Source organism: Eggerthella sp. BIOML-A1, assembly GCF_009875595.1.
GTDB classification, from domain to species: domain Bacteria; phylum Actinomycetota; class Coriobacteriia; order Coriobacteriales; family Eggerthellaceae; genus Eggerthella; species Eggerthella lenta.
Genome location: NZ_WWRZ01000004.1, coordinates 104348 through 123378, shown reverse-complemented (window position 1 = coordinate 123378; position 19031 = coordinate 104348). Strand labels below are relative to the sequence as shown.

16 protein-coding genes are annotated in these 19031 nt (G+C 67.7%); 12 read left to right on the top strand and 4 right to left on the bottom strand.

The features are described from left to right. Positions 1-104: 104 nt before the first annotated feature. Positions 105-299, bottom strand: a complete 195-nt coding sequence (locus tag GT590_RS05780) for a helix-turn-helix domain-containing protein (RefSeq protein ID WP_009609120.1) — start codon at positions 297-299, stop codon at positions 105-107. Between the two features lie 159 nt (positions 300-458). Here GT590_RS05780 and GT590_RS05775 point away from each other — a divergent pair, with 159 nt between their 5' ends. Continuing rightward, positions 459-1148, top strand: a complete 690-nt coding sequence (locus GT590_RS05775) for a CpsD/CapB family tyrosine-protein kinase (protein WP_009304435.1) — start codon at positions 459-461, stop codon at positions 1146-1148. A 28-nt stretch (positions 1149-1176) separates the two neighbouring features. Here GT590_RS05775 and GT590_RS05770 read toward each other — a convergent pair whose 3' ends face one another. Then, positions 1177-1527, bottom strand: coding sequence for a nitrous oxide-stimulated promoter family protein (locus GT590_RS05770; RefSeq protein ID WP_009304434.1), 351 nt, complete (start codon positions 1525-1527; stop codon positions 1177-1179). 280 nt (positions 1528-1807) lie between these two features. Between GT590_RS05770 and uvrA the strand changes: the two genes are divergently transcribed. The 6 genes from uvrA to GT590_RS05740 all read left to right on the top strand — a co-directional run bounded on the left by uvrA (position 1808) and on the right by GT590_RS05740 (position 10751). Then, positions 1808-4699, top strand: coding sequence for an excinuclease ABC subunit UvrA (gene uvrA / locus GT590_RS05765; protein WP_161170951.1), 2892 nt, complete (start codon positions 1808-1810; stop codon positions 4697-4699). Between the two features lie 122 nt (positions 4700-4821). Next, positions 4822-6384 (top strand): GNAT family N-acetyltransferase, encoded by a 1563-nt coding sequence (locus tag GT590_RS05760; protein WP_009609136.1) that lies wholly within the window; start codon positions 4822-4824, stop codon positions 6382-6384. 178 nt (positions 6385-6562) lie between these two features. Beyond that, positions 6563-8155: a GNAT family N-acetyltransferase gene (locus GT590_RS05755; protein ID WP_021409422.1), complete on the top strand. Its 1593-nt coding sequence runs from the start codon at positions 6563-6565 to the stop codon at positions 8153-8155. A gap of 70 nt (positions 8156-8225) precedes the next feature. Continuing rightward, positions 8226-8756: a GNAT family N-acetyltransferase gene (locus tag GT590_RS05750; RefSeq protein WP_009304430.1), complete on the top strand. Its 531-nt coding sequence runs from the start codon at positions 8226-8228 to the stop codon at positions 8754-8756. 157 nt (positions 8757-8913) lie between these two features. Beyond that, positions 8914-9798 carry an alcohol dehydrogenase gene (locus GT590_RS05745; protein WP_114538117.1) on the top strand — a complete coding sequence of 295 codons (885 nt, stop codon included), beginning with the start codon at positions 8914-8916 and terminating at the stop codon, positions 9796-9798. Continuing rightward, entirely contained in the window at positions 9795-10751 is a 957-nt protein-coding gene (locus GT590_RS05740; RefSeq protein WP_114526154.1) for a DUF1848 domain-containing protein, read from the top strand. Before GT590_RS05745 ends, GT590_RS05740 begins: the two co-directional genes overlap by 4 nt. A gap of 14 nt (positions 10752-10765) precedes the next feature. Here GT590_RS05740 and GT590_RS05735 read toward each other — a convergent pair whose 3' ends face one another. Further along, a complete protein-coding gene (locus GT590_RS05735; protein WP_009304427.1) occupies positions 10766-11470 on the bottom strand; it encodes a hypothetical protein in 705 nt (234 codons plus the stop codon). Between the two features lie 321 nt (positions 11471-11791). Between GT590_RS05735 and GT590_RS05730 the strand changes: the two genes are divergently transcribed. From GT590_RS05730 to GT590_RS05720, 3 genes are all read left to right on the top strand, one after another. Beyond that, entirely contained in the window at positions 11792-13195 is a 1404-nt protein-coding gene (locus tag GT590_RS05730) for an NAD(P)/FAD-dependent oxidoreductase (protein ID WP_161170950.1), read from the top strand. 178 nt (positions 13196-13373) lie between these two features. Then, positions 13374-13649 (top strand): twin-arginine translocase TatA/TatE family subunit, encoded by a 276-nt coding sequence (locus tag GT590_RS05725; RefSeq protein ID WP_009304425.1) that lies wholly within the window; start codon positions 13374-13376, stop codon positions 13647-13649. Between the two features lie 178 nt (positions 13650-13827). Continuing rightward, positions 13828-15324, top strand: a complete 1497-nt coding sequence (locus GT590_RS05720; RefSeq protein ID WP_009304424.1) for a helix-turn-helix transcriptional regulator — start codon at positions 13828-13830, stop codon at positions 15322-15324. A gap of 105 nt (positions 15325-15429) precedes the next feature. Here GT590_RS05720 and GT590_RS05715 read toward each other — a convergent pair whose 3' ends face one another. Then, positions 15430-16593, bottom strand: coding sequence for an AraC family transcriptional regulator (locus GT590_RS05715; protein WP_009304423.1), 1164 nt, complete (start codon positions 16591-16593; stop codon positions 15430-15432). A 41-nt stretch (positions 16594-16634) separates the two neighbouring features. Here GT590_RS05715 and GT590_RS05710 point away from each other — a divergent pair, with 41 nt between their 5' ends. Beyond that, a complete protein-coding gene (locus tag GT590_RS05710) occupies positions 16635-17468 on the top strand; it encodes an energy-coupling factor transporter transmembrane protein EcfT (protein WP_015760553.1) in 834 nt (277 codons plus the stop codon). Continuing rightward, positions 17465-19015 carry an ABC transporter ATP-binding protein gene (locus tag GT590_RS14670; protein WP_015760554.1) on the top strand — a complete coding sequence of 517 codons (1551 nt, stop codon included), beginning with the start codon at positions 17465-17467 and terminating at the stop codon, positions 19013-19015. Before GT590_RS05710 ends, GT590_RS14670 begins: the two co-directional genes overlap by 4 nt. Positions 19016-19031: the final 16 nt, after the last annotated feature.

The window sequence follows — 19031 nt, the reverse complement described above, 5'->3', positions numbered from 1 at the left end:
CGCATGCTCGTTGTCGCCCGAAAGCCGCGTTTTCAGCGTGAAAACAGCGGCTTTCGGGCGACAACGTGTTTCGGGGGGGGTGCCGCGCCTCGAACGATGCGCGGTTAGAACGAGAAGAGGTCGCGGACCTGCACGTCGAGGGCGTCGGCGATACGGCCGAGGTCGTCGAGACCCACGCTCACGCGTCCCGACTCGATGCGCCAGATGTGCGATTTGCTGCTGCCGATCATGAGGGCGAGCTTCTGCTGAGACAGGCTCTGCGCCTCTCTTCGCTCGCGAATCGCGCTCCCTAAAAGCACTCTTTTCCTATCAGCATCCATTCGTTCAGATTATTCGGTATAATCCTCAACACGGCTTCATATATGAAGCCGTGTTGAGGATGTGGGAGGAAGTTTGACGGTGCGTAAGCGACCCTGGGCGGTCGAGCCGGGCTTCCTCCTGCGCGAACCGGAGAATCGATGATGAAGATGTTCAAGAAGAAGACGAGGGTTCTGAACGCCGAGCTTCCGCGCCCGCTGCAGCGCAACGCGATGAGCACGCTGTACGCGAACTTGGGGTTCATGAGCTTCGACAAGCCGATGCGCACGATCGTGGTGACGAGCTCGGTGCCGAACGAGGGCAAAACGACGGTGGCCGTTGAGCTGGCTCGCGTGATGGCCGTGGCGGGGAAGCGCACGCTGCTCGTGGAATGCGACCTGCGGCGGCGCTCGCTGGCGGACAGGTTGGGGGTGCGCGCTCCCGTCGGGCTCTGCGCCGTCGTGATGGGGGATGAGGAACCGGGGCGGGCTATCGTGGCCACTCGTCAGCCGCGCATGCATTTCCTCGATGCCGAAGCAGGCGTGACCAGCCCCGTCGACATTCTCGATTCCCAACGATTCAGGCGCTTGCTCGGATGCCTGGCCGCTCGTTACGACCACGTGGTCATCGACACTCCGCCGGTGGGCGCGTTCGTGGACGCCGCCGTCGTCGCCCAGGTATCCGATGCGACGCTGCTCGTGGTGCGCGAAGGCTTCGTCGAGCGCGCAAGCGTCCAGAAGGCAGCCGAACAGTTGCGTGCGGCGGGCGCTAATCTCGTGGGGACGGTAATGAACTGCTGCGATACCGCAACGTCGGCCTACTATGCCGCCTACGGGGACAAAGCGGAGTAGGGTCTCGGCATGCGGGTCGAAGGCGCCTCTACTTTCCCAGCAGATGGCGGATGGCGGCCAAAGGATGCTTTTTCAGCATGCGCGGGCCGGCGTAGCGCATGACGGCGCGGATGCGTTCGCGTTCCTCGGGCTTGTAACAGTGGTGCTCGCATTCGTCGCACGAGGTCTTCACGTCCATCTTGCGGCAGCGCTCGGTGCGCAGCACGGCATAGGCGTCGATGCTCGCGCAGCCGGGGCACACGGCCTCGCCGCAGTGGGCGGTTTCCGTTCGCGCGGCCGCGTCGTGATTGTCGGCGCAGTACAACGCCACCATTTGGGATATGGTGCGCTTTTCGCGGTCGCGGCGCCGAGCGATCTTGGGGCTGTCCTGCTGGGTCATGTGGCTCCTCCTGGTCTCGATCGCGAGGATACCAGAATCCAACCGAACGCGCACGCGCGTTTTTCCCTTGAGTCGGGGAATGCGGATCGACCTCGAACCATGCCGAATCGAACAGTTTGTGCTCAGAATTTGAACGAATCAGACGAACGGATGTTTTTGCCTATTCCGCGGTCGGACTGCGCTAAAATGAGCGATTGCACGGAAATGATAGTTCTCCGGTAGCCATATTCGACTCCGGCGCCGCGCCGGGCTGCGAACGATAGAAAGAGCGATAAGCCACATGGGACAGAACGCCATCGTCATCAAGGGTGCCCGCGAGCACAACCTCAAGGACATCGACCTCTCCATCCCGCGCGACGAGCTGGTGGTCATCACGGGTCTGTCGGGCAGCGGCAAGTCGTCGCTGGCGTTCGACACGATGTACGCCGAGGGCCAGCGCCGCTACGTGGAGAGCCTGTCCAGCTACGCGCGCATGTTCCTGGGCCAGATGTCGAAGCCCGACCTCGACAGCATCGACGGCCTGTCGCCGGCGGTGTCCATCGACCAGAAGACCACGTCGAAGAACCCGCGCTCGACGGTGGGCACCACCACCGAGATCTACGACTACCTGCGCCTCCTGTTCGCGCGCGTGGGCGTGCCGCACTGCCCCGAGTGCGGCCGCGTCATCAAGAAGCAGACCACCGACCAGGTGACCGACGAGATCCTCGCCCTCGCGCCCGACGCGAAGGCCATCATCATGGCACCCGTGGTGGCGGGTCGCAAGGGCGAGTTCACGAAGCTGTTCGCCGACCTGCAGAAGGAGGGCTTCAGCCGCGTGCGCATCGATGGCGAGATCGTGAAGCTGGACGGAGAGCCGCGCACGCTCAACAAGAAGATCAAGCACTTCATCGACGTGGTGGTGGACCGCGTGCAGCTTAAAGCGAGCGCGACGAGCCGCATCGCCGAGGCGGTGGAGCTGGCGACGAGGCTGGCCGACGGGCGCGTGCTCGTGCAGGTGCTGGGCGACGACGGCAAGCCGCTCGGCGAGGGCGGCGGGCGCTCGTCCGGCGCGACGGGCGGCCTGGGCGCGGGGGAGCACATCTTCTCGCTCGCGCTGGCGTGCCCCGAGCACGGCCACTCCATGGACGAGCTGCAGCCGCGCGACTTCTCGTTCAATGCACCCTACGGCGCCTGCCCCGACTGCCTCGGCATCGGCAGCCGCGAGGAGGTGGACGCGTCGCTGGTGGTGCCCGACCCGTCGCTGTCGCTGAACGAGGGCGCCATCGCGCCGTTCAAGACCGGCAACTACTACCCGCAGGTGCTGCGCGCCGTGGCCGCGCACCTCGGCACCGACGCCGACACCCCGTGGGAGGATATGCCTAAGAAGGCGCAGGACGGGCTTCTGCACGGCCTGGGCAAGGACAAGGTGCGCGTCGACTACGTCACGGTGGACGGTCGCGAGACGTACTGGTACATCGAGTGGGAGGGAGCGCTGGCCGCAGTGCAGCGCCGCTACCAGGAGGCTCAGTCCGACGCTCAGCGCGAGAAGCTGGCCAGCTACTTCGCCATCGTTCCGTGCCCGACCTGCGGCGGCAAGCGCCTGAAGCCCGAGATCCTCGCCGTCACGGTGAACGAACGCTCCATCCACGACATCACCGAGATGAGCGCGGCGGACTCGCTCGAATTCTTCGACAGCCTCGCGTTCCACGGGTCGGAGGAGCATATCGCCGGGCCCATCGTGAAGGAGATCAAGGCGCGCCTCAAGTTCCTCGTGGACGTGGGTCTGGACTACCTCACGCTGGAGCGCGCCACGGCGACGCTCTCCGGCGGCGAGGCGCAGCGCATCCGCCTGGCCACGCAGATCGGCGCGGGCCTCATGGGCGTGCTCTACATCCTGGACGAGCCTTCCATCGGCCTGCACCAGCGCGACAACGAGCGGCTCATCGCCACGCTCGAGCGCCTGCGCGACTTAGGGAACACCGTCATCGTGGTGGAGCACGACGAGGACACCATCCGCAGCGCCGACTTCGTGGTGGACATGGGCCCGGGCGCGGGCGAGCACGGCGGCGAGATCGTGGCCATCGGCACGCCGGACGAGATCATGAAGGCCGAAGGCTCGCTCACGGCCGACTACCTGTCGGGCCGGCGCCGCATCGAGGTGCCCGAGAAGCGCCGCAAGCCGCGCCGCGGGTCGCTCAAGCTGACGGGCGCCACCGAGAACAACCTGCACAACGTCACGCTCGAGGTTCCCTTCGGCACGCTCACCGTGGTCACGGGCGTGTCCGGCTCGGGCAAGAGCTCGCTGGTCACCGACACGCTGGCGCCGGCGCTCGCGAACCGCGTGAACCATGCGCACCGCCGCACGGGCGCCTACAAGAAGATCACCGGGCTGGACAAGATCGACAAGGTCATCAACATCGACCAGAGCCCCATCGGGCGCACGCCGCGTTCTAACCCGGCCACCTACATAGGCCTTTGGGACGACATCCGCGCGCTGTTCGCCTCCACGCAGGAGTCGAAGGCCCGCGGCTACTCGCCGGGCCGCTTCTCGTTCAACGTGAACGGCGGACGCTGCGAGGCGTGCAAGGGCGACGGCCAGATCAAGATCGAGATGCACTTCCTGCCCGACATCTACGTGCCGTGCGAGGTGTGCGGCGGCGACCGCTACAACCGCGAGACGCTGCAGGTGACTTACCGCGGCAAGAACATCGCCGAGGTGCTGGACATGACCGTGGAGGACGCGCTGGCGTTCTTCGAGAACATACCCGGCATCAAGCGCAAGCTGCAGACGCTGTTCGACGTGGGCCTGGGCTACATCCGCCTGGGGCAGCCGGCCACCACGCTGTCCGGCGGCGAGGCGCAGCGCGTGAAGCTTGCCAGCGAGCTGCAGCGCCGCCAGACCGGCAAGACGTTCTACATCCTGGACGAGCCCACCACCGGCCTGCACTTCGAGGACGTGCGCCAGCTGCTCATCGTGTTGCAGCGCCTGGTGGACGCGGGCAACACCGTGCTGGTCATCGAGCACAACCTCGACGTCATCAAGTGCGCCGACCGCATCGTCGACCTCGGCCCCGAGGGCGGCGAGCGCGGCGGCACCGTGGTGGCCCAGGGCACGCCCGAGGAGGTCGCCCAGGTGGAGGGCAGCTACACCGGCGCCTTCGTGAAGAAGATGCTGGAGGACGGCCGGCTGTAGGGAACGCAGGCCGAGGGATCTTTTCGACCGCTTGCTGGTGTTTTGCGGCGATCTCTCGAAACCCCCTTTACCGCGTCGGCGGGACGTGCGACAATGCCCGCTTTGCAGACGGCGGAGAGAGCATGCGGGAAGAGGGTTCGATTCAAGTGGCGGAAACGGTGGCGGGGAACCGTCATGTTGTGCGCGGCATCGTATGCGCGCTTGCGGGCGGCATCTGCTGGGGCTTCTCGGGCACGTGCGCCCAGCTGCTCATGAACGACTACGGCGCTCCCGCCACGTGGATCACCTGCGTGCGCATGGTCATCGCCGCCGTGTTCTTCCTGTTCCTTACCGCGGTGCGCAACTGGCGCGATCTCGTAGCGGTGTTCCGAGACTGGCGCTCGCTCGCGCAGATCGCGGCGTTCGCCATATTCGGCGTGCTGTTGACCCAGCTCAGCTACTTGAACGCCATCTCGTACACGAGTGCCGGCGTGGGCACTACCATCGAGCAGGTGGGGCTCGTGCTCATCATGCTGTACGTGTGCGTTCGCGCCAAGCGCCTGCCGCGTGCTCGCGAGGCGGCAGGCCTCGTGTTCGCGCTGGGCGGCATGCTGATCATCGCCACGCAAGGCGAGATCGACCAGCTGGCCATCCCCGCCGAGGGATTGGCCTGGGGCCTCGTGTCGGCCGTGGCTTTGACGTTCTACACCCTCATGCCCGTGCGCGTGCTGAAGAAGTGGGGCTCCATGCTGGTGACGGGCCTTGCCATGCTGTTCGGCGGATCGGCCGCCTCGGTGGTGGTGCAGCCGTGGACCATGCCTGTGAACCTGCCGCTCGGCGGCATCGCGGCGCTGGTTGCCATCGTGATCGTGGGCACCTTGGGAGCCTACATGCTGTATCTGCAGGGCGTGAACGACGCAGGCCCCGTCAAGGCGAGCCTTCTGTGCTGCGTCGAGCCCGTTTCGGCCATGATCCTCGCGCTCGCGTGGCTCCATACGCCGGTGAGCGGCTGGGACCTCGCAGGATGCGCGCTCATCGTGATCATGATCTTCCTCGTCACCGAGCGAGAGCCGAAAACGGAGCAGGCCGCCGAGGGCGAGGGCGCGCTCGCCGACGCCTACGACGACCCGCCGCTGTTCGCAGGCCGCGCTTCGGTGCTGGGCTACTACACCAGCCGTCCGGCCACGCGCGATGATTTCGAGCGTGCCACGGCGCTGCTCGACGTCGGGCATCAGACGTTCGCGGAGCTCGGCATAGACGAGGGTCGGAGCAAGAAGTACCCATCGGCGCGTCGTCTCATGCACAGCATCAAGAACGGCACGACGCACGTCATCGAGGATGCCCACGGCCGCATGATCGCGATGTTCGCCGTGTCCTTCTCGCCTGACAAGAACTACGAGCGCCCCATCGACGGCGCTTGGCTCACCGACACGTCGGCCGAACCGCAGCCCTATGCGGAGCTGCATTGGGTGGCCGTCGACTATCCGGCTCGCCGCCGCGGCGTCGGCATGTTCATCCTCGACAAGGCCGACCAGATCGCCCGTGCGGGCGGCCGGTCCAGCATTCGCGCCGACGTCTACGAGCTGAACGGGCCCATGCAGAACCTGCTTGAGAAGCACGGGTACGAACGCTGCGGAACCATCACGATCAAAGACGTGTTCGGGCGTGTGAAACATCGCGTGGGCTACGAGAGAATGTTGCGTTGACGGAGGGGGTATTCACCCCTTGACATGGTGTTTTGCTCGCCTGTCCAAAACTGGGGCAAAACTCTTGCAAAACATCTTTACCGCGCTGCCCATACATGCGACAATGCGCTGATGCAACGTGGCGCCGGCCGAGAGGCTTGCTGCCGCGCGAGGCGCAGGATCGATGAGAGGAGGAAACGTGGGTCAGACGGTCGCATCGGGCTCCGGGCAGGGCGGCGGTACCGCCGCATCGGGCAACCACGTGGTCCGCGGCATCGTCTTCGCGGCTCTCGGCGGCATCTGCTGGGGCTTCTCGGGCACGTGCGCTCAGCTCATGACCAGCGGTTTCGGCGTTCCCGTTTCCTGGATCACCTGCGTGCGCCTGCTGCTGGCCGCGGTCATCTTCCTCGTGGTGTGCGGCGTGCGGGAGCCGCGCAACCTGCTGGCCGCTCTGCGCGACGTGCGCTCGCTCGGGCGCATCGCGGCGTTCGCCTTGCTGGGCGTGCTTCTGACCCAGGTGAGCTACCTGTCGGCCATCTCCTACACGAACGCGGGCACCGGCACCGTGCTGGAGCGCCTCGGCCTCATCGTCATCATGGTGTACGTGTGCCTGCGCATGCGGCGCCTGCCGCGCATCCGCGAGGCCGCCGGCCTCGTGCTCGCCATCGGCGGCACCGTCCTCATCGCCACGAAGGGCAACCTCGGTTCGTTGGCCATTCCTGCGGAAGGCCTGTTCTGGGGCATCATCTCGGCGTTCGCGTTGGCGTTCTACACGCTGCTTCCCGGCAAGGTGCTGGAGAAGTGGGGCAGCTTCATCGTGACGGGCCTCGCCATGCTCATCGGCGGCGCGGTGGCCACCGTCGCCGTGCAGCCCTGGACCATCCCCGTCGAGGTTTCGCCCGAGCTCGCCGGGGTTATGTTCGCCATGATCATCGTGGGCACGTTCGCCGCCTACCTGTTCTACCTCCAGGGCATCACCGACGCCGGCCCTGTGCGCGCGGGTCTCGTCGGCTGCGTCGAGCCGGTGTCGGCCACGGTCATTTCGGCGGTGTGGCTGGGCACGCCGGTGGGCGTCGTCGACGTCGTCGGTTGCGCCATGATCATCGGCATGGTGTTCCTCGTCACCGAGCGCGAAGAGGGCTCCGGCGGCGCGGCCTCGTACGACGGGGCGGCATACGACCTTCCGCCGTTCCAAGGGCGCGCCACCGAGCTGGGCTACTACAAGGCGCGCCGTGCCACGCGCGACGACTTCGAACGCGCGAAGGCGTTGCTGGAGGACGGTCATCGCGCCATGGCCTCGCTCGGCATAAGGGAAGGTCTCAAGAAGTACCCGTCCGCGCGCCGTCTCATGCGTTCCATCGACGCGGGGAAGACCTATGTCGTGGTTGCGTCCTCGAGCGATTCGAGGGCGGATGGCTCCTCGGCCGACGAAGGCCGCATCATCGGCATGTTCGCGCTCAATCCTCAAGGCGATCCCGCCTATGCGCACATGACGGGTGCGAAGTGGGCCACGGAGCCCTCCTCGCCCGACAACCCCGCCTACTCGGCGCTGCATTGGGTGACCGTGGCGGCCGATGCGCGAAGACGCGGCGTGGGCGGTTACATCCTGGGAACCGCCGAGCGCATCGCCAAGGGCGACGGGAAGGTCAGCATCTGCTGCGACATCTACGAGGACAACGTCCCCATGCGCGAGCTGCTGCTGTCGTACGGCTATCAGTTCTGCGGCAACGTGGAGATCCGCTCCCGCTTCGGCCGCGTCAAACACCGAGCCGTGTTCGAACGCGTCTTGTAGCCTTTCGGCTTCGCCGCTCCAACCCAACCTCTGTTTAGCGAACGTATCCAAAGAAGAAAGAGAACCTCCTGTGCAATTTCGCAGAACCTGCGCATGCGACATCGATCGCATCATGAGCATCCTCGCCGACGGCCGCGCCTCGCTCGCAGCGCTCGGCATCGACCAATGGCAGGGCGGCTACCCGCATCGCGCCGTCATCGAGGACGATACGGCTCGCGGCGACTCCTACGTGGTGGAGGCCGACGACCGCATCGTTGCCACCGCTATGATCGGCTTCTCGGGCGAGCGCGACTACGATCGCATCGAAGAGGGCTCGTGGCTCACTTCCTGCACGTCCGAGCGTCCGTGCTACGGCGTGGTGCACCGAGTGGCCGTGGCTTCCGACGGGAAGAATCGCGGCGCCGCGACGTTTCTGCTGGCTCGCGCCGAAGAGCTGGCGCGCGCGAACGGAAGCGCCAGCGTCCGCATCGACACGCACCCCGGCAACGCGCCTATGAGGAAGCTGCTGGCGAAAGCCGGCTATGAGCAGTGCGGCATCATCTACATCGCCCATGCCGAAGGGGGGACGCCCGAGCGCATCGCTTACGAGCGGTTCGTGTAGCCAGGCGAGCTTCTTCCGAGATTCTGGCGACCGGAAAGGGGCGTCGTTGTCGGGAACGCGCCGTTCGGGCGCGGTGCCGTTCAGCTTCCTGTCGAAATTCTGTCGCTCGCGCGCTTCGGCGGACGCCCGCTCGCCACAGGGTATAATACGGAGCACTATGTCGGTCAAATCGCGCGAGAAAATAGCATTGGCGGTGTTCGCCGCCCTCATCGTGCTGAGCCTTCTGGGCTTAGGATGGTACCTGGTCGCCGGGCATTCCTGGAATGTTGCCGCGTCGAACATCGACGACACGTTCGGCAGTATGGACGGCTATACCGCCATCGTGTACGAGGGTACCGCCGTGCCGCAGACGGCAGCCGAGAAGGCGGCGGAAGCGGCGAAGGAGGAAAAAGCCGCGAAGGGGGCTGCTGGCTCGGCTTCTTCGGACGAGAAGGAGTCGCACGAGCTCGATCCTGCCGCCGATGACGACGAAGGGAAGCCATCCGAGCGCGAGGAATCCGGACGGGAAGCGGACGAGCGGGAGCTTCCCGAAAAGGATGCTGCTTCGTCGGCGGTCGAAGCGGAACCGGATGCGAGCGCGGCGGCGGGAGCGCGCTCGAACGGGACGAGCGCGAAGTCCAAGCCGACCGTGACGGTGGCGGAGGCTCAGAAAAGCTACGAGGACAAGAAGGCCACCGTGTTCTCCTTGGACACGACCGATCTCGGGCAGTACGGCGAAGGCATCATCCTCAAGAAGGGCGGTCATCGCTTCGGCGTGTTCAGCGTGACCGCCCCCACCACGGTGCGCGCCATCGAGAAGCAGGTGGCGTACTTCGTCAAGTACAAGGTGGACTTCATCGTGGCCATAACGCCCGACAAAGCCTACGTCGACGACGCCTCCGGCATCGACATCGTGATCTCGACTCAAGACGAGGACCTGTTCGTGATGGGCGAAACCATCGACGGCACCTTCTACGTGGACGCTCCCGAGGCGGGCAAGGTCGGCACCATCCTCATATCCCCCAGCAACGTTGTGTCGGCGAAGGTCATCGAAGAGCTGTGATCGTCAGCGCATCGAGACGAACCGACATCCCGCGGTTTCATTTCGACTGGCTGCTCGGACGGTTCGAAGAGGGCTTCGCGCTCGTGCGCAACCCGGCGGTGCGCACTCGGGTGAGCCGTGTGATCCTGTCTCCGGACACGGTGGATTGCGTCGCGTTCTGGACGAAGGATCCTTCCGTGCTGCTCGCGCGCAAAACCGAGCTGGATCGCGTCTGCCCATCGCCCTATTTCGTGCAGTTCACGCTCAACGCCTACGGTGCCGACGTGGAGGCGGGCCTGCCCCGCAAGGCGCGGCTGCTGGAAACGTTCCGCTCGCTTGCGGACGCTCTGGGGCCCGATCGCGTGGTGTGGCGCTACAGCCCTATCCTGTTGGGGGGCGCCTACGACATCGCGCACCATATGCAGTGGTTCGAGGCGTTCGCGGCGCGGTTGGAAGGCAGCACGCGCACCTGCCGCATCAGCTTCCTCGACATGTATCCGAAGATCGCCGGTCGCATGGCGGCGCTCGGGTTCGTCGGAGTGCCGGAAGAGGCGAAGGCCGCGCTTGCGCTGCGGCTGGCCGAACTGGGCGCCGCGCACGGCATCGAGGTGGGCGGTTGCGGTGACGGGGCGCTCGACGATGCGGGGCTGGCTCGAGCAGGGTGCATCGATGCCGCTGTCGTGGAGCGCGTTGCAGGCGTACGGGCAAAACGCGCTCCGGGCGGCGCTCGGAGGGGAGCCTGCCGTTGCTCGCCGAGTGTGGACATCGGCACGTACGACACGTGCGCGAACGGCTGCGTGTACTGCTACGCCAATCCGGGGACGTCGGCCGCGCCGTGCGGGGCGGCCGATCCCTGGCGCTTGCGGCGCTACGATCCGGCTTCGCCGATGCTCTGCGACGAGCTGGCTCCCGACGATACAGTGGAGGAATGCGCCTCGGCCAAGCTGCCCGAAGCGCCGCCTCGCCTGTTCTGAGGATAGGTGCGGCGTTAGCGGAGGTCGCTCACGTGCTCGCAGGCGTCGCCGTAGGGCGCGTACCGATAGGATGCCGTGACCTCCAGGCCGTTCGCCGGATCGAGTGCGATGAAGTTGTCGAGCGAGAGCGCATCGGGATCCTCCACGCCCTGGTAGCCCATGAGGCAGATCCAGTGCTCGCCGTAAGGGCCCGCCACGTGGACGACCGTGGGCCGTCCGGCCGCGATCTCGTCGTAGGCCTCGCGCAGCAAAGCCTCGTCGGAGCCGAGCGAGCGGAACGACGAATTGCCGCCGCCCCAGCCGGGCCACGTGCAGCAGCCGCAGCCGTACGCGCCGTGGTCGTTGGCCTGGCCGGTGAGGATCGCGTCGCCGTAGGCGCACGCATAGGCGGGGCAGCAGATGGTGTGGCCGCCCGTCGACTGGTTGCCGATGGCGGCGATGAGGGCGGGGTCGTAGTCGAGGCGCTTGTCGCACTGCTCGGCGGCCTGCTCGGCTGCTCGCTGCGCCGCGAGAGCGCGCACCTGCTCGAGGTCGGCGACGGCTTCTTCGGCGGCAGCGCCCGGCAGCGTGACGGCTGCGGAGAGGACGGCGGGCCGGACGAGGGGGATCGCGGGAGCTTTTTCGACGGCGAACGCAGCTTGCGAGGGTGCGATGCACGCGATGCCGAGGGAGACCGCCGCGCCGAACGCGAGCGCGCGACGGGAGGGGTGCGATACCATTGAGGCATCCTTCCTGCGTCCGCGTCGGGTTCGTTGGCGTGGTATGGTTGCGGGCGCGAAGAGGAAGGGTAACAAAACGGCAACGTCGCAGTTCGCGACCTTATGAATGTCCGGCGAACCGTCACACGAGGTTCAAGAATCCTTCACAGGAACTTGGCGGGCAGGCCGCGTTCCGCGTCGGAGCTCCTCATGCGAAGCATCCGCTCCGATCGGCTGTTCCTCTCCCGTCGCCGGATCCCGGACGAGCCTACGGCAGGAGGGGTACAATGATGCAGAACACGAATCGCGCCGTCGGAACGGCGCGGGAACAGGAGCGTGCTTATGCGAACCATCGACACCGACGTGGTCATCGTGGGGGCGGGCCCCGCCGGTATTTTCTGCGCGCTCTCCCTTTTGGAGCGGGGCTTCACGGGGCGCATCGTCATGGTGGACAAAGGCTTGGCGGTGGAGGATCGCGTATGCCCGAAGCAGGCGGGCGCGCCATGCGCGAACTGCGAACCCTGCCGTATCACGACGGGGTTCTCGGGCGCGGGAGCGTTCTCGGACGGAAAGCTGTCGCTGTCGGCCGACGTAGGCGGCGACCTGCCCGACCTCATCGGGCGTGATGAGGCGCAGGACGCCATCGGGGAAGTGGACGGCGTGTACCTGGGCTTCGGCGCCGACGTGCGCGTGGAGGGCGCAGAACGCAAACCGGAGGTGGACGAGATCCGCCGCCGCGCTATCAAAGCGGGTCTCAAGCTGGTAGATTGCCCGCTGCGCCATCTCGGCACCGAGCGCGCCCGCGATCTGTACGCGCGTATCGAGCGCCACCTGCGCGAGGCGGGCGTGGACCTGCTCTTCCGCACGGAATGCACCCAGGTGCTCATCGAGGGAGAGCGGTGCCGAGGCGTGGCCGTCGCCGGCCCGGACGGCGCGTGCGAGATCCGCGCTCGGCGTACCGTGGTGGCCACGGGCCGGCGCGGCGCCGACTGGCTCGAGCGCATGTGCCGCGAGCATGCGATAGCGCACGCACCCGGTCCTGTGGACATCGGCGTGCGCGTGGAAGTGCGAAACGAGGTTATGGAGACGGTGAACGACGTGCTGTACGAGAGCAAGCTCATCGGTTATCCGCGCCCGTTCAAGAACAAGGTGCGGACGTTCTGCCAGAACCCCGGCGGCTTCGTCAGCCAGGAGAACTACGACGGCGGTCTCGCCGTGGTGAACGGCCATTCCTACAAGGAGCGCAAGTCGCCGAACACGAACCTCGCCATACTGTGCTCGCAGAATTTCTCGCACCCCTTCGACCAGCCCATCGCCTATGCCCAGAAGGTGGGCGAGCTCACGAACATGTTGGGCGACGGACGCATCCTCGTGCAGCGCTTGGGCGATATCTTCGACGGCAAGCGCACGTGGGAGAAGGAGCTCGTGCGCTCGAACGTGGCACCCACGCTGGACGATGCGGTGACGGGCGACATCACGGCGGCCATGCCGTACCGCGCCATGACCAACATCCTCAATTTCATGCTGGCCGTCGACGAGGTGGTGCCGGGGTTCGCAGCGCAGGAGACGCTTCTGTACTCTCCCGAGCTCAAGTTCTACAGCAACCGCGTCAAGATGGACGAACGCTTCCTGACGAGCGTATGCGACCTTATGTGCCTCGGCGATTCCAGCGGATGGACGCGCGGGCTCATGATGGCCAGCGTCATGGGCTGGCTAGCAGGGCGTGTCGTGGCAGAGGAGCTGTGAGCAGGCAGGACGCATCCCGTACGCCGTTTGCATGACACGGATTCGTGCTTCTATGCGCATAAAATCATGCGTCTGCACGATAGGCGCGCCGCCGGTTCTGGGGCATGATGTGCCTCGTTGAAACCGGCGGCGGCTCACAGGCGAGACGCGTGCCACCGATACGCTGTAGGAGGCGCACATGAAAATCTTAGGCATGGGGGTACCCGAGCTCCTTATCATCCTCGCCGTCATACTGCTCATCTTCGGCCCCAAGAACCTCCCGAAGCTCGGCGCGTCGGTGGGCAAGACCGTGAAGAGCCTGCGCGAAGGCCTCGGCGGCGGTGAGAAGCTGGTGGAAGCCGACGACGAGGAAGAGGCGGTTGAGGAAATCGTGGAGGAAGCTGCTCCCGCTGCCGCCCCCAAGAAGACCGTCAAGGTGGCCAAGAAGGCCGACAAGGTCGACAAGGTCGCATAAACCAACCTATCCTTCCCTTACCGAGGCGCGAACCCTCCCTCCCTCGCGCCCAGCAACCGCCCGCGGCATCCGTGCCGCGGGCGGTTGCGCATTTTGAGGAGGGCGGGCGGCAGGCGCGAAGCGACACGGCATCTCCGTTATGATGGAGCTGTAAGGCCTGACGGAGAAAGGGGAGCACGTGCATCTCGGCTTGCGCGCCGATAAGGAAGGCAGAACGGCGGCCTTGCGGGTGATCGGCGGTTTCGCCTGCAACGAGGGGTTCGTGTTCTCGTTGTTCTACCTTGGAGAGAACCGCGCGTTCGGGGACGGCCCGTTCGCCTTCGAGCGCGCCGACCTATGGGGCACGCTCGCGTGCATGCTGATCGCGTTCGCGCTGCTGCGGATGGCTTCGCCGCGTGCGCGCGATGCGCTGCTGTCTCGGCCGCTCGTGTGGTGCTACGCCGGGCTGCTGGTGCTGGGCTCGCTCATGCCCGCCATCGCCGGAGGGGGCGACCACGGCATCGTGCTGGAGAGCTTGCTCGTCGGCCTGCCGGCGGGTTTCATGTTGGCCGCATGGGGCCGGGCGCTCGGGCGCCGGCCGGTGGGCGATTCGGTGCCGCAGGTGTTCTTGTCCGCGGCCGTCGCGGCAGGCGTCTGCCTGCTCGCGGTCGCGATCGCCGCGCCCCAGGCGGCGTTCGCCCTCAAGCTGCTTCCGCTGGGAAGCGCTTTCGCGCTGCGCGGGCTGCTGCCGACGCGCGCCGCCGCAAGCGAGGGGACGTCCCAGGGAGGCTCCTTGTCCTTCGGCGACCTCTTGGCGACGAAGGAGCAGCGTGACGAGACGGCGCGGCTTTCGAAGAAGATCATCGCCGGTACCGTGTTGTTCGGCCTGGCCGCAGGCTTCATGGAGACGTTCGGCTCCGATCCCGGCATGGCTTCCACGCCCACGGTGCTGGCCAGCTTGCTGCTGCTCGTGCTGTTCTGCATCGCATCGCTGCAGCTTCTGGGCGTGAGCCTCGGCAAGGCAGGGGATCCGGCGGGCAAGACGGGCGGCGCCGTGGACGGGCCGCTCGACGGGGTGTACCGGTTGGCCGTTCTGGTGATGATGGCGGGTTTTCTGTTCGTGCCCGTGTTGGGCTCGTTCGGCGTTCCGGGCGAGGCCATCGTGCTGGCGGGCTATCTGGGGCTCACCTTCGTGCTGGTGTCGCTGTTCCTCGTCATGGCGAAGATCACGGGGCAGGATGCCGCCGTTTCGTTCGCGCGCGGGTTCGCCGCGCTGTACGCGGGCGAGCTGGCGGGCATCGCCTGCGGCAACGGCATCGAGCTTTTGGAGCCGGCCGGGCAGGTGCCCTACGCCGTCGCCGCGTTCGCGGGCCTGGCCGCGTTGTACGCGTACCTCTTCCTGTTCACCGAGCGGGATTTCCGCGCCCTGTCGGTCATCGTGCGCGATGCCGACCGCTTCGACGACGCATGCCGTCTCATCGCCTCGGAGCACGGGTTGTCGAAGCGCGAAGCCGAGATCCTTCCGTTGGCGCTCAAGGGGCGCACGGGGGAGCGCATCGCCGCGGAGTTCTTCATCTCGAAGAGCACGGTGGACACGCACCTGCGGCGCATCTACGTCAAGACGGGAACGCACGGCCGCCAGGAGCTCATCGATTTGGGCGAGCGGACGTCGCAGGATCTGGCACGACGCGGCTGAGGAGGGCGCCGGCGTGATGGGAAAGCGCGTGAAACGTGCAGGGTACCCGATGCCGCGCGCTGATCGGCACATGTGCGAAGAGAGACAGCGTGCGAGGGCCGGGCGCTAGCGGGCGCTCCTGCGGGCGGCCCGCAGCGCGCGGAACTCCTGCGGGGTGGCGCCGAAGCGCTCCTTGAAGGCCTCCGAGAAGCTGCCCTGGCGCGCGAAGCCCAGCCGGGCGGCGATCTCGGCCATGCTGAGGTCGGTGTCGCCCAGGAGCTCGCAGGCGCGCTCCATGCGCAGGGTGCGCGCGTACTCCTGCGGCGTCATGCCCTCGGCCTGCTTGAACAGCCTCGTCAGCTTGCTCGCGCTCATGCAGGCGATGCGGCACAGCTCGCTTGAGGGCACGGCGCGGTCCAGGTGCTCGCGGATGTGGGCCCGCGTCAGGTTGAGCGCGCTGCGGTCGGCCGCGCGGATGGCGCTCGCCGCCCCGCGCGCGTTGGCCAGCGACCAGTCCAGCAGCATCGCCGCGGCCTCGGTGACCTTCGCCTCGTAGTAGGCCGGCGCGGTGATGGACGAGGGCCGCGCCCGCTTCATCTCGTCGAACACCATGTTGAGGCCGGGCACATCCTGCATGCCGTCGAGCGAGGCGATGGCGCGGGAGAGCACGAGCGGGTCGCAGTGGCACGCCAGGCTCAGGCGCTGCAGGCCCTTCGGCAGCATGCAGATGCTCGTCACGTCGAGGCGCTCGTCGGCCTTCGTCACCTGCCCGTAGGGCTGCGACTTCCACGCGTAGCCCAGCAGCGTCCGGTCGGCGGGGTCGTCGGTGATGCCGAAGTAGGGCACCATGTTGCGGCCGTACGACCCGAAGCAGAACAGGTCGGGCGTCTGGCAGGTGAAGCCTACCTCCCGGTTGAACTGCAGGTCGAAGATCGCCACGGACAGGTCGTCGCCCAGCGGGTAGTACCAGTAGGTTCCCTGGCCGTAGCGCTCGTCGATCTCCCAGAGCATGCCCACGCGCCCGCGCTCGGCGGCCTCCACGCGCACGCCGTGCATGGAGGCGATCTGCGTCTCGTAGATGTCGTGGACGGTGAACGGGCCGTTCGACCCCAAGCCGTCCGCCAGCGAGGTGCGTTGCGCCAGGTAGGCCGCCCGCGAGCGCGCCGCGGGGTCGCCCCCGACGCCGATCAGGTTCGACTCGACGAGGGCGCGCGAGCCCGATCCCGCCGCCGCGCACCTCATTTCGGCGTCATCGTCTAGAATTTCGGCTGAATCATCGCGATCGCTCATTGCACGCCGCTCCTTTTCGTTGCATCGCTAGATTATTAGTCATGGCTAACTTCAAGGATATACCAGACTTCGCGCCCTCCGCAACCCTTTGGTCCGCCGAGGGCGCCGCTGCGGGCGCCCCGGCAGCCTCGGCAGCCCCGGCCTGCGCGGCGGCGAGCGCGCGGCGGGCGGGCGCGCGCCGCCGGCTCGACCCGCGCACGTCGCTCGCCGTCCTGCTCATGCTGAACCTCATCGCGTTCGCGCCGACGAAGCCGTGGACCGAGGTGGCGGCCGTGGCGCTGTGCGCCGCGACGATGATCTGGTGCGGCCGCGCGTCGGCGGCGCTGCGCTGGCTGGCGGCCTACGCGGCCGTCTTCGGGGCCAGCATGGCCGTCGCCGCCTTTCCGAACGAGGTGACCGCGTCGTTCGCCGCGATGATCGTCGTGTTCCGCCGCGTGTTCTGCGTGGGGATGTTCGCGTCGAACATGATCGCCACCACGCGCGTGGGCGAGATGGCCTCGGCGCTGCAGCGCGCGCACGTGCCGCGCGGCGGCGTGGTGGCGCTGTGCGTGGCGCTCAGGTTCTTCCCCACGATGGGCAAGGAGTTCTCGTCGGTGGCCGAGGCCATGAAGGTGCGCGGCATGGCGCTGTCGCCCGCGACGGTGCTGCGGCATCCGGCGCTGACGGCGGAGAACCTCATGGTGCCCGTGATGAGCCGGCTGGCCATCGTGGCCGACGAGCTGTCGAACGCGGCCATCGTGCGCGGCATCGACTCCGCGGCGGCGCGCACGTCCTACTACGAGCTGCGCTTCGGGCCGGCGGACGCCCTGTTCGCCGCCCTGTTCGGCGCCGTGGTCGCGTGCGTGGCGCTCATCAAGCTGGGGGTGATCGCGTGAGCGCGCAGGCCGACGCGGCGCTTTCGTTCGACCGGGCGGGCTTCACCTACGCCGGCGCCCGCGAGCCCGCCCTCGCCGACGTGTCCCTGAGCGTGCCCGCAGGGCAGTGCGTGGTGCTCACCGGCGGCTCCGGCTGCGGCAAGACCACGCTCACGCGCCTGGCGAACGGGCTGATCCCCGTCTCCTACGACGGGGAGCTCGCGGGGTCGGTGCGCATCGCCGGCAAGGACGCGGGGTCGTGGGAGATGGACGCGCTGTGCCGGCGCGTGGGCTCGGTGTTCCAGAACCCCCGCAGCCAGTTCTTCAACCTGGACACCACCTCGGAGGTGGCGTTCGGCTGCGAGAACCTCGGGCTCTCGCGCGCCGAGATGCACCGGCGCGTGGACGGCGCCTTCGCCCTGCTGGGCATCGAGCACCTGCGCGACCGCGACATCCGCGCGCTCTCGGGCGGCCAGCGCCAGATGGTGGCCATCGCCTCGGTGTGCGCGATGGGCCCCGACGTCTTCGTGCTGGACGAGCCCACGGCGTCGCTCGACGTGGGCGCCATGCTCCAGCTGGCCGAGGCGGTCGCGCGGCTCAAGGCCGCGGGCAAGACCGTGCTCGTGGCCGAGCACCGGCTGTGGTGGCTCGCGGGCATCGCCGACCGGGTGGTGGTGATGCGGGGCGGGCGCGTCGTGCGCGACGCGGACGCCGCCGCCTTCGCGCGGATCGGCGAGGACGAGCGCGCGCGGCTGGGCCTGCGCGCCTGGGACCTGGCGCGCGTGTCGCCGGCGCGCCGCGGCGACGGCTCCGCCGCGTCGGGCGCGCGCGCCGCCGACGAGGCCCCCGCGCTCGACGCGGCCGGCCTCGAGGCGGGCTACGGCCGCGACGCGCCCGTGCTGCGCGGGGCGGGCCTGCGGCTGGACGCCGGGACGGTGACGGCGCTCGTGGGCAGGAACGGCGCGGGCAAGACCACGCTGTCGCGCTGCCTGGTGGGGCTGCACCGGGAGCGCGCGGGCAGCGTCCGCTTCCGCGGCGAGGAGCCGCGCCGCCGCGACCGGCCCGAGCACGCCTACCTCGTGATGCAGGAGACCGGCTACCAGCTGTTCAGCGACACCGTGCGCGGCGAGCTGCTGGGCGCGCTCACGCACGGCGGGCTGCGGCCCGCGCCCGACGGGGCGGACGGGCAGGCGGACCGCGCGCTCGCGCGCTTCGGCCTCGAGGACATCGCCGAGCGCCACCCGCTCTCGCTCTCGGGAGGGCAGCGCCAGCGGCTGGCCATCGCCGTCGGCATCCTGCAGGGCGCCCGCGTGCTCGTGCTCGACGAGCCCACGAGCGGGCTCGACTTCGGCACCATGGGGCGCGTGGCCGACGAGGTGCGCCGGGCGCGCGACGCGGGAGCGTGCATCGTCGTGGTCACCCACGACTACGAGTTCGTCTGCGCCGCCTGCGACCAGGTGGCCGTGCTCGAGGACGGCGTCGTGTCCGACGTGCTGCCCGTGCGCGGCGAGGCCCTCGGGCGCATCCGGCGCGCGATCGGCATCGACGGGCGGGCGCGCCCGCTCTGACCGAATCTGACCGAAG